Below are 10,034 nucleotides of genomic sequence, written 5' to 3'. Positions count from 1 at the left end.
GCTGCTTGTTTATCCCACCCAACATGATGATGCCTCTAAATTCCCTTGTCAATAGCGTTTGAGATGCGCTTACCCTGCCTTCTAATCGCGGATCGTAACATCCAACCCAAGCCGCAGGATGACATTCGTGTACTAAATACCCGTACAGCCAAATTGCTCCTCTACCTTCAATAACAATTCCTTGACTCAATTGAACGTCTTGAGGAAGTTTCAAACCTTGTAAATCATCTGGTGTGATGATACCGTCTTGAGTTGTAATTAGCAAGCGCAGATGTTGGTAAGCTAAACCGTCTTGAGTTTGATTGGGGATTATTTTTAATTCAATAGGATTCATTGGATGCACGAATGTTGAATGCTGCGATAAAATCATATACCTTTTAGGGTAAATTGGGAATCCGATCGCCAACTTTGAGTCCCAATTGGGCCGCCCTTCCGCCTCTGAGTTCAATAACTCCGTCAACGGGAACATCCGGGCCGTAGTTGGGGCAGGTTTCGGTCAAACACGGCGGTACGTTAGGAATTATCGCCTGCACTACGCCTTCCCGCAGAAAAACCATATCGAGCTCAATAAACACGTTTTTCATCCAAAAACGCACGTTTCGCGCGGGTTCGATCGGGAAAAGCATTCCTCTGTCGTCTGGCAATTCAGTGCGAAACATTAGACCTGTCGCTTGTTCTTGGGGAGTTTTCGCCACTTCCAGTCCGATCGCGCGATCGGCTATAATCGTGTTAACAGAAATTGGCAAAAGCTGACCCATATCTAGTCCGCCAAACAGCGACATAAAGTTTGATTCAGTCAGATTAGGGTTTCCCGAAACAACTCCTAAATAATTACCAGAGTTTTTATCTTTCATAATAGTTTGGTTGTCGGAAACAGAAAGCTCTAAATCGCTAAACTTCATGCCCTCTGTCAAGACAATTTTATCATTGCCGTTGCCAAAATCTGTAATTATATCGGCTTCAGTAATAGTAGATGCGGCGGAGGTTCTTTCAATCACAAATAAATCATCGCCTGCCCCTCCTGTCAAGATATCCCCGCCTTCGCCGCCTATTAGCAAATCGTTACCCCGATCGCCAAAAATCCAATCGGAGTCTTGTCCTCCATAGATTGTATCGCTTCCCTGACCGCCAGACAGCGTATCAGCGCCTTCATTTCCTGCTAGCAAGTCATTGTCCCGATCTCCAAAAATCCGGTCATTTCCCCCCACACCTTGAAGAGTATCATTACCTGCAAATCCTCTAATCGTATCGTTGCTGAGAGTTCCCAGGAGAAAATCGAAGCCGAAAGTACCGTCGATGTTAACCATTTTGCGTTTAATAAGAGGAAGATTTGGCGATCGGCATCCGCCAACCGGTACCAAAAGCTCGATCGCTAATTTTCAAACCCGGGGCTGCTTGCCGCCGTTTAAACTCCGCTTGCCTCACTAATTTTACTACACGTTTAACCACGGCTTCATCGTGTCCCGCTGCGACAATTTGTTGGGCAGATTCGTGATGTTCTATCAACCGCTGCAAGATGTCATCCAAAACATCGTAATCCGGCAAAGAATCTTGGTCAATTTGTCCCGGTTTCAGTTCAGCACTCGGCGCTTTACTAATAATATTAACCGGAATAATTTCCTTGTCCAGGGGCGGGCATGGGGGCATCGCCCCTACATATCCGCCAGAATTCAGCCACCTACAAAGCGAATAAACGCGAGTTTTCGGTACATCAGAAATCACTGCCAATCCCCCATTCATATCGCCGTAGAGAGTGCAGTAACCCACCGCCATTTCCGACTTATTCCCAGTCGAAAGCAGCAAATGTCCGAACTTATTAGAAATGGCCATCAACAGATTGCCTCGAATCCGTGATTGAATATTTTCCTCAGCAATCCCGAAAGTTGTGTTGACAAACAAATTGGCGAGAGTGCGATCGTAAGTTTTCATCAAATCGCCGATCGGCAATAGTTCGATCGCGATGCCCAGATTTCGGGCTAATTCCAAAGCATCATTAACCGAATGATCCGAACTGTAAGGAGAAGGCATCAGCACCCCTAGAACATTTTCGGGCCCGATCGCGCAACTGGCGATCGCAGCCACCAAAGCCGAATCTATCCCGCCACTCAAACCGAGTACAACCTTAGAAAAACCGCACTTGCGGACATAATCTCGTACTCCCAAAACCAAAGCAGCCCAAATTTCTGCATCTCCCTCGACCGGATAAAAACTCAATGGCGCCGCCTTAATTCCTGCTTCATTTTGCTGATGGCTGCCAACTAAATCTTGTTTAGCTGCGTCATATTCCAGCACCGCAAAATCCGTTTCAAAAGAAGCTAATACCTCAATCAAATCACCCTTTCGATCCACACTAAAACTGCTGCCGTCAAAAATAATATCGTCATTTCCCCCTACCTGATTAGCGTAAATAATCGGTAGCCCGCAGCGGATGACGCTGTGCTGCAACATCGCCGATCGCACTCCCCGCTTTCCCGCAGAATAAGGCGATGCCGACAAATTCACCACTAAATCTACACCCAATTTTGCTAAATCGGAAACAGGATCGCCCGCGTAACTGCGTTTACCCCAAAACTCCTCATTGTTCCACAAATCTTCACAAATTGTCACCCCGATTTTGACTGCGCCAATAGAAAAGTAATTGCTGTTTTCTCCTGGTTCAAAATATCTATCTTCATCAAATACATCATAAGTAGGCAACAAGCGTTTATGAAAAACTTTTTTTACCGCGCCATTTTGCAACAAAACAGCACTGTTAAACAATGATTTTCCGCCTAGTTTAACAGCATTAGCATTAGGTACGGCAGTGCCGACTATGACTGCCAACTTCGGCGGCAAAGCTTGCGCCAGTTGCTGCAACTGTGCACTTGCGGCTGCAATGAAACTGGGGTTAATCAACAAATCGCGCGGCGGATAACCGATCAGGGAAAGTTCCGGTGTTAGTAATAAGTTTGCGCCCTCAACCTCAGCTTTTTTCGCAGCCTCCAGAATTAGGTTGGAGTTGCCAAAGATATCACCAATAGTAGGATTGAGTTGTGCGATCGCAATTTTCATATTATCAAATCACTTAATAAATATTGCTAACAGTCCGCCCGCGCGGACTCACTTTCCTATAGTCCTCGATTTGAATGTAGCGAAAAATTACTCCGATTTGTAATGTTTCAACTCTTCCTCAATATAATAATTTACCAAATGCCGGTAAATATTTTCAACCACATCAGGATTCAAACCCGATTCTTGAGCCCACTCGCGCCGCTGCTGTAACATATCGTGAAAGCGATCGAACGATTTAACGCTAGCTTCACTCGTTTTGAACCTTGCTGCCGCGATGACGTATTGAAATCTCTTGCTCAAAGCCTCGATCACTTCTCGATCGATGATATCAATTTCCTCCCGAACTTCGTGAATATTAGCGCATTCATCAGGGTCTTTCATAGTCTGCACTCCTTAATAGCTTCTATTCTAATGTTACTAAATTGCTCCCCGAATGTCATCCAAGGAACAGCTAGATAAACACCAACGGCTTATTTTTGAAAGGAGCAAACGCTGCCGCATCAAAGCGGTACAAACTAGCAGGGCGGCCCGCCCCCCGCGAAACCTTAACACCGGTATCGCACAAAAAACCCAATTTTAACAATCGAGATCTAAAATTAGAATAATCAGAAAAATTTTCCCCCAAAATAGTTGTATAAAGTTGATACAAATCGCTCAAAGTAAAAAGTTCTGGTAAAACTTCAAAAGCTACCGGGCTGTATTCAAGTTTGTTACGCAGTCGCCGATATCCGTATTCGAGAATTTGAGTGTGATCGAAGGCCAGCTTTGGAACTTGTTGCACGGGATACCAAGCAATGCCGCCGACACGGTGCCCAACACCCGCGACTACACTCCCAGCAATTAACTCAGCTTCCTCAAAGCGAACCAAAGCAAAATAACTAACCGAAAGATAACGATCGCCCCTGGTAAATTCCCGAGGATCGCGCCCCGGTTCTCCAAATGTATACAATTGCTCCAGATACAAATTTTTTACCCGGATTTTCTCAGACAAAATTCGGTAAGCCGCATTTTCAAGAGACTCGCCCTGACGCACCAAAGTACCGGGAAGACTCCAAGAATCGATAAACGGTTCGTCTTGCCGCATTACCAACAGCACCAACAAGCGGTTCTGCACGGTATCGACGGAAAAAATAACATTATCTACTCCTACTTTAAAGTCAGCTAATGAGCAACCCTCGCTCTTTTTTGTGCCTCGTGCCATGCGTACAAATGCTCCCTATGGATGTAATCTTCGATGGTCGGAGTCAGGGCTTGGGTGTCTCCTGTTTCCCGATAGAAGGTAGAAGAAACATTGGGACCATTCAAAGATGCGATCGCCACGTCTGCACCCAGGCGCCTCAACTGCCACAAATCTAATTGATCTGACGGATAACCGGGTCGCGGTACTATCAGTAACTCCACTTGTTTTAACAATTGTTCAAATTTGTACCAGCGAGACAGTTGCCCCACCAAGTCGGAACCTATTACCAGCGTCAAATCTGCATTCGGCCACAGCAACCTTGCTTTTTCCACAGTTTCCACCGTCCTCGGACTGCTGAGCTCTGGATGCAAGCAAAGATTGTGTCTGGGCGAATTAATTTCTTGAATCATTAACAGCAGCATTGCCGATCGGTGTTCTAGAGAAGTTTGGTGCGACTTAAAAGGATTGTCCGATGCCCAAACTGCTACCCAATCAAAATGTTGCGAAAGCCAACTCAGAATTGTTTTGTGTCCTGCTGTGGGCGGATCGGCACTGGTTCCAAAAAGAGCAATCTTCTGCATAGGGAATCGGTAATGGGGAATTGTTGACTGTTGACTGTTGACTAATGACTAATGACTAATGACTAATGACTAATGACTCTTTTTCGTTTTTTGGGTGAGACTCTGCAAATCTGTAGAAATTTCCACCTGCGGCGAAATCGGGTTGTCAAGTTGGCGAGTTTCGGGGCGAAGACTGGCGACAGAAGCAGCAGTTCGTTTAGCGATATCGTCCAAACTTTCCTGCTTCTGGACTCGTTTGCCGTCCTTGACAACCAACTCCATTAATGGTAAATAAGAATCGCCATTGTGAATAGTTTCTCCCGACAATCCCAAATAATCTCCGAGAATTTGACCATTTTCAATATGTCTAAAAATTTGCTTTCTTCCTGGATATGTTACCTTGCCGCTTGCCTCTTTCATCACCGGAATTCCGTCAATTTCCACCAACTTATAAACACCGTTGACAGGGGAACCGCTGACCAACTTGGTTCCCAAACCGTAACCGTCAATGCAAGCACCGCTACTTTTTAATTTAGCAATTTCTCGATCATCCAAATCGCCGCTAGCAAAAATTGGAACGCCCGGAAGGATCGATCGAACTTCCCGAGACAGCACCGCCAAATCGCCGGAATCGAGCCGCACGCCTTCCAACTGCATTTCACCGCTGTTTACTCGATCGGCTAACATCCGCGCCGCCGCCACAGTATCATAAGTATCGATCAGCAGCGGCGCCCCCGGAAAATAGCGGTGAAAAGCTGCAAACGCCTGATTCTCGCTGCCTTCGAGGGCAGCCACAGCCATTACCAAAGCATGGGCGATCGTACCGACAGGCTTGCGGCCCAACTTCAAAGCAGCCAAAACATTAGAAGTTCCGTCGAATCCCGCAGCCAGAGCAGCCCTAGCCGCCCAAACAGCAGCTTGAGGCCCAAAAGCCCTGCGCGTCCCGAATTCCAGCAACTTAGCCTCCGGGCCCGCCACATCGCGCAGCCGCGCAGCCCGCGTCGCAATCAAAGTTTGATAATTTATGGCATTCAATAAATAAGTTTCCACTAACTGAGCCTGCCACAGAGGAGCCTCAATTCGCAGCAGAGGCTCGTTGGCAAACACCGCCGTCCCCTCCGGCACCGCCCAAACATCGCCAGTAAAACGGGCTGTGGCGAGTAAAGTCCAAAATCGCTCTCCTGCGCCGGCAAAAATCCCAGTGGACTGCAAAGCCTCAATTTGCGCCGGCGAAAACCGAAATTTTTCCAAATAATCGATAACTTGAGCCAAACCCATCGCGATCGCGTAGCCAAAACCCTCTGGCAGCCTGCGCGCGAATAATTCAAAACTCGCGGCCCGCCCGTCGAGCCCTTCCCCGACATAACAAGCGGCCATCGTTAGCTGGTAGAGATCGGTCAAAAGGCTGTAATCTGCTGAAGAAACCGTTAGTTCCTGGTCTTCTAAGATTTCTTCAAAACCTGTGAGCTGCAGGCTTTCTGTGGTAGTTTTCATAAAAAAAACCCCGAACAAACTTCTTTTTTTTAATTATAGTGACAAACACCATATCTTTTTGTAAATATTTGATAAAGATTGCAGATATTTGTCGAAAAAATTCGCTTATTATGCCCTTTAAGAGGGAATTTAGGTTAATTTGTACATTAATATTATGGTAAAACGCATATAAATACTTAATTTAACAAACTCAGGAATTAAGCACAAACACTCAAGCGTTCCCGGTTTTTTGCGAAAAAATTTCCTTGCAGCCCTTGAATAGAGTTAGACAACCCGGTTTCTGAGCGTCGGGAGGGCGATCGCGAGTGCTTGAGTAGAGCAAGGAAAAATCTACCAACAAAAGGTCGATCGTCCAAAAATGCGTAATTTCTCAAACCTTCAGCTTGCTTCATTGTTGCAGACTAATAAGTAATTCAAATAAATATTGCTAAACTCATCCACAGCTCAAAAAATCAGAGTAATATTAAAAGTATCAGAACTCAGACAAGAGAGGCAGATTCTATGAATCTTTCTAAATCTTTGGCAAACGCGATGCGTTACGTTTCGGAAGCAGCGGTGCGGATTTTTAGCCCCAGCGATGACAACTATCCAAATAGTGGAGTTCAACCTTTTGAGGGTAAGCTCTCCAAAAGTTCTAAATCGAGAGAATGAACAGCCCTTTTGGCAGTTTCTAGTGAGTTCGGCACAGGCATTCAGTTTAACAGTCAACAGTTAATTATTAACTGTTGACTGTTAACTTTTGACTTGGGATTTTGACTGTTAATAGTAATTGTAGGTGGGGTTTCTCTTCGTTCTACCCAACCTACAATTACCAATCATCAATTACACTGAACTTCGCCAACTGATAAAAGGCATATTCAGTGTAGAGCAAGCGTTTGAAATAAAGATTTTTGCCCCCGATTTACTGCGTATAAATTAGAGAAACACCAAGCAAATCTAGAGCCTTTTGTTGCACTGGGGTTGGTTCAGTGATCTTCTCAAAAACAAAACTAGCACCATTAATAGTTGATTGAATTTGATTTTGAGCTAGAGTACCCAAATCCGCTAGTAACTAACCTTTAGTTGAGGAGATTACCTGAACTTTTGGCTAGGTATCGCAGATCGCATACAACTATATACTGGTAACACTCTCTTGCAATGAATAAAGCCTGCGTCCCATTCCTGAGTTTCTCCAAGCGATCGCCCCAACTCCCCAACGCCCTACAAAAACCCCTCACACCGCCGATTAAATGGTAAAAAGGTTAAACTCACACGGAGCCTTGACTCATGACCCACTTTGGCCTCCTCTGTCCGGCATCCACCGGCCACCTCAACCCCATGACAACATTAGGCAGCGAACTGCTTCGCCGAGGCCATCGAGTCACCGTATTTAACCTCCTCGATGCTAAAACCACCACCTTAGCCAGCGGCTTAGAATTCCAGCCATTAGCTGAAGATGAATTTCCCGCAGGCTCAATGGCAGAAAGGTTGGGCCAACTGGGGAAACTCAGCGGACTGACAGCCTTGCGATATACTATCAAAACATTCACCCAAATTTGGGCTGCTCTTCTCACAGAGGCTCCAACTGCCATTCAAAAAGCCGGTGTAGAAGCTTTACTCGTAGACCAACTTTCATTTGAAGGAGGAACAATTGCCGAATTTCTCAACCTTCCTTTTGTCACAGTATGCAGTGCTTTGATGGTAAATCGAGACCCTAACATCCCACCGTTTGGTACTCCTTGGCAATACAATCCCACTTTAGCAAACCGCCTACGCAATCAAGTCAGCTATCAGTTACTAAATCTGGCTGTCAAACCAATTCGAGATGTTATTGCCCAATATCGCGAAGAGTGGAAATTACCTCTGTACTCTAACCCGAATGATGGTTACTCTAAACTGGCTCAAATCAGCCAACAACCGGCTGAGTTTGAGTTTCCCAGACAAAATTTACCCCCGCATTTCCATTTCACCGGCCCTTATCACAATCCTGCGACGCGCAAACCAGTACCTTTCCCTTTTGAACAATTAACCGGCAAACCATTGATTTATGCTTCGATGGGAACTGTGCAAAATCGCTTGCTGGATGTTTTTAAAATAATCGCCTCTGCCTGTGAAGGATTAGATGCCCAATTGGTAATATCTCTCGGCGGAAGTGCGACTACCGAATCCTTGCCGTCATTGCCGGGAAATCCGATAGTTGTTGGCTATGCACCGCAATTAGAGTTGCTGCAAAAAGCTGCTCTCACGATTACTCACGCCGGGATGAATACGACTTTGGAATCTTTGAGCAATGGAGTACCCATGGTGGCAATTCCTGTGGCGAATGATCAGCCGGGAGTGGGGGCGCGGATTGCTTATACGGGAGTTGGCGAAGTGGTTCCTTTGAAGGAATTGAGCGTTCCTAAACTGCGATCGGCAATTGAGAAAGTCCTAACCCAAGAGTCGTATAAACAAAGGGCGATCGAGATGCAAGAGGCGATCGGGCGATCGGGCGGAGTCAAGAAAGCTGCTGATATTATCGAACAGGTGGTATTGACTGGGAAACCTGCCTTGGCTGGGAAATAATACTTTTTGGCGCTGATTTTAAGCTACTAGAAGAGCAAAAATAAATTGTAGCCAAGAGGCGCGAGCGCCCCATCGCCCCAACGCCCAACAAAAACCCCTCATCCCACTACAATACAAAAAGTTAACCTCAAAGGAGCCTTAACTAATGACACACTTCGGCATTCTCTGTCCAGCCGACACCGGCCACCTCAACCCCATGACCACATTAGGCTGCGAACTGCTTCGCCGAGGTCATCGAGTCACGGTATTTGGCTTGCTCGATGCTAAAGCCACAACCTTAGCCAGCGGATTAGAATGCCAGTCATTAGCTGAAGATGAATTTCCCCTCGGCTCAAACGCAGAAGAGTTTACCCAACGAGGAAAACTCAGCGGACTGGCTGCCTTGCAATATAGTCTTAAAGCAGGTCATAAAAAATTAGCTGCTATTCTCAGAGACGCGCCAACCGCTATTAAACAAGCTGGTATAGAAGCTCTAGTCGTAGACCAAATTTCAATTGAAGGAGGAACAATTGCAGATTTTATAAACATCCCTTTTATAACAGTTTGCAGTGCGTTACTCTTGAATCGAGAACCCAACATTCCTCCCCTTGTTACTACTTGGCAATACAGTCCAACTTGGAAAGGGCGCTTACGCAATCAACTCGGCTATCAGTTACTCAATTTGCTTACCAAGCCGATTCGAGAGACGATCGCCGAATCTCGCAAAGAGTGGAAATTACCTCTGTACTCTCACCCAAACGATCATTACTCTAAACTCGCTCAGCTCAGCCAGCAGCCGGCTGAATTTGACTTTCCGAGGCAAAATTTACCCCCGCATTTCCATTTCACCGGCCCTTATCACAATCCAGCCACTCGGAAACCAGTGCCTTTTCCCTTTGAAAAATTAACTGGGAAACCATTGATTTATGCCTCTATGGGAACTATTCAAAATCGCTTGTTGGAGGTTTTTCAAACGATTGCCTCTGCGTGTGAAGGATTAGACGCTCAATTGGTGATTTCTCTCGGTGGTGGTGCGACTCCAGAATCCTTGCTGCCCTTGCCGGGAAATCCGATCGTTGTTGGGTATGCACCGCAATTAGAATTGCTGCAAAAAGCGACTCTCACGATTACTCATGCTGGGATGAATACCAGGGTAAGCTCATCTAATTTAGTATAAATTGTACTTGACAAAAAGACAAATATAAAAAATGTGGTATTTACGTATT

11 protein-coding genes are annotated in these 10,034 nt (G+C 45.8%); 3 read left to right on the top strand and 8 right to left on the bottom strand.

Annotated elements, in window-relative coordinates; genetic code table 11:
• From crn3 to QUA04_RS27295, 8 genes are all read right to left on the bottom strand, one after another.
• The coding region (gene crn3 / locus QUA04_RS27330; protein WP_333263250.1) for a CRISPR-associated ring nuclease Crn3/Csx3 at positions 1 to 334 on the bottom strand (334 nt) is incomplete at its 3' end.
• Between the two features lie 43 nt (positions 335 to 377).
• Positions 378 to 1,307, bottom strand: a complete 930-nt coding sequence (locus tag QUA04_RS27325) for a DUF192 domain-containing protein (RefSeq protein WP_333263247.1) — start codon at positions 1,305 to 1,307, stop codon at positions 378 to 380.
• Between the two features lie 7 nt (positions 1,308 to 1,314).
• Positions 1,315 to 3,051 (bottom strand): NAD+ synthase, encoded by a 1,737-nt coding sequence (locus tag QUA04_RS27320; protein ID WP_333263243.1) that lies wholly within the window; start codon positions 3,049 to 3,051, stop codon positions 1,315 to 1,317.
• Between the two features lie 87 nt (positions 3,052 to 3,138).
• Positions 3,139 to 3,432, bottom strand: coding sequence for an isochorismate lyase (locus QUA04_RS27315; RefSeq protein WP_333263240.1), 294 nt, complete (start codon positions 3,430 to 3,432; stop codon positions 3,139 to 3,141).
• Between the two features lie 70 nt (positions 3,433 to 3,502).
• Positions 3,503 to 4,252 carry an NrtR DNA-binding winged helix domain-containing protein gene (locus QUA04_RS27310; RefSeq protein ID WP_333263237.1) on the bottom strand — a complete coding sequence of 250 codons (750 nt, stop codon included), beginning with the start codon at positions 4,250 to 4,252 and terminating at the stop codon, positions 3,503 to 3,505.
• Positions 4,213 to 4,812 (bottom strand): nicotinate-nucleotide adenylyltransferase, encoded by a 600-nt coding sequence (locus QUA04_RS27305; RefSeq protein ID WP_333263235.1) that lies wholly within the window; start codon positions 4,810 to 4,812, stop codon positions 4,213 to 4,215. Before QUA04_RS27305 ends, QUA04_RS27310 begins: the two co-directional genes overlap by 40 nt.
• A 69-nt stretch (positions 4,813 to 4,881) precedes the next feature.
• Positions 4,882 to 6,285 (bottom strand): nicotinate phosphoribosyltransferase, encoded by a 1,404-nt coding sequence (locus QUA04_RS27300; RefSeq protein WP_333263232.1) that lies wholly within the window; start codon positions 6,283 to 6,285, stop codon positions 4,882 to 4,884.
• A 197-nt stretch (positions 6,286 to 6,482) separates the two neighbouring features.
• Entirely contained in the window at positions 6,483 to 6,677 is a 195-nt protein-coding gene (locus QUA04_RS27295; RefSeq protein WP_333263229.1) for a hypothetical protein, read from the bottom strand.
• 109 nt (positions 6,678 to 6,786) lie between these two features.
• On the opposite strand from QUA04_RS27295, the gene QUA04_RS27290 reads away from it, so the two are divergent.
• The 3 genes from QUA04_RS27290 to QUA04_RS27280 all read left to right on the top strand — a co-directional run bounded on the left by QUA04_RS27290 (position 6,787) and on the right by QUA04_RS27280 (position 9,985).
• Positions 6,787 to 6,936: an isochorismate synthase gene (locus QUA04_RS27290; protein WP_333049849.1), complete on the top strand. Its 150-nt coding sequence runs from the start codon at positions 6,787 to 6,789 to the stop codon at positions 6,934 to 6,936.
• A gap of 615 nt (positions 6,937 to 7,551) precedes the next feature.
• Complete coding sequence (locus QUA04_RS27285) at positions 7,552 to 8,829, top strand: glycosyltransferase (protein ID WP_333263227.1); 1,278 nt, start codon at positions 7,552 to 7,554, stop codon at positions 8,827 to 8,829.
• Positions 8,830 to 8,974: 145 nt separating this feature from the next.
• Positions 8,975 to 9,985, top strand: coding sequence for a glycosyl transferase family 1 (locus tag QUA04_RS27280; RefSeq protein ID WP_333263224.1), 1,011 nt, complete (start codon positions 8,975 to 8,977; stop codon positions 9,983 to 9,985).
• The last annotated feature ends 49 nt before the right edge of the window (positions 9,986 to 10,034 follow it).

The sequence above is a fragment of the Microcoleus sp. S13_C5 genome, assembly GCF_036700845.1.
Lineage (GTDB): Bacteria > Cyanobacteriota > Cyanobacteriia > Cyanobacteriales > Microcoleaceae > Microcoleus.
This window is presented reverse-complemented; position numbering and strand designations above follow the sequence as displayed.

Coding starts and splice junctions, on each gene's coding strand:
- QUA04_RS27295 (WP_333263229.1), bottom strand. CDS start 6,677: ATGAAGCAAGCTGAAGGTTTGAGAAATTACGCATTTTTGGACGATCGA.
- QUA04_RS27300 (WP_333263232.1), bottom strand. CDS start 6,285: ATGAAAACTACCACAGAAAGCCTGCAGCTCACAGGTTTTGAAGAAATC.
- QUA04_RS27285 (WP_333263227.1), top strand. CDS start 7,552: ATGACCCACTTTGGCCTCCTCTGTCCGGCATCCACCGGCCACCTCAAC.
- QUA04_RS27290 (WP_333049849.1), top strand. CDS start 6,787: ATGAATCTTTCTAAATCTTTGGCAAACGCGATGCGTTACGTTTCGGAA.
- QUA04_RS27325 (WP_333263247.1), bottom strand. CDS start 1,307: ATGGTTAACATCGACGGTACTTTCGGCTTCGATTTTCTCCTGGGAACT.
- QUA04_RS27305 (WP_333263235.1), bottom strand. CDS start 4,812: ATGCAGAAGATTGCTCTTTTTGGAACCAGTGCCGATCCGCCCACAGCA.
- QUA04_RS27320 (WP_333263243.1), bottom strand. CDS start 3,051: ATGAAAATTGCGATCGCACAACTCAATCCTACTATTGGTGATATCTTT.
- QUA04_RS27310 (WP_333263237.1), bottom strand. CDS start 4,252: ATGGCACGAGGCACAAAAAAGAGCGAGGGTTGCTCATTAGCTGACTTT.
- QUA04_RS27315 (WP_333263240.1), bottom strand. CDS start 3,432: ATGAAAGACCCTGATGAATGCGCTAATATTCACGAAGTTCGGGAGGAA.
- QUA04_RS27280 (WP_333263224.1), top strand. CDS start 8,975: ATGACACACTTCGGCATTCTCTGTCCAGCCGACACCGGCCACCTCAAC.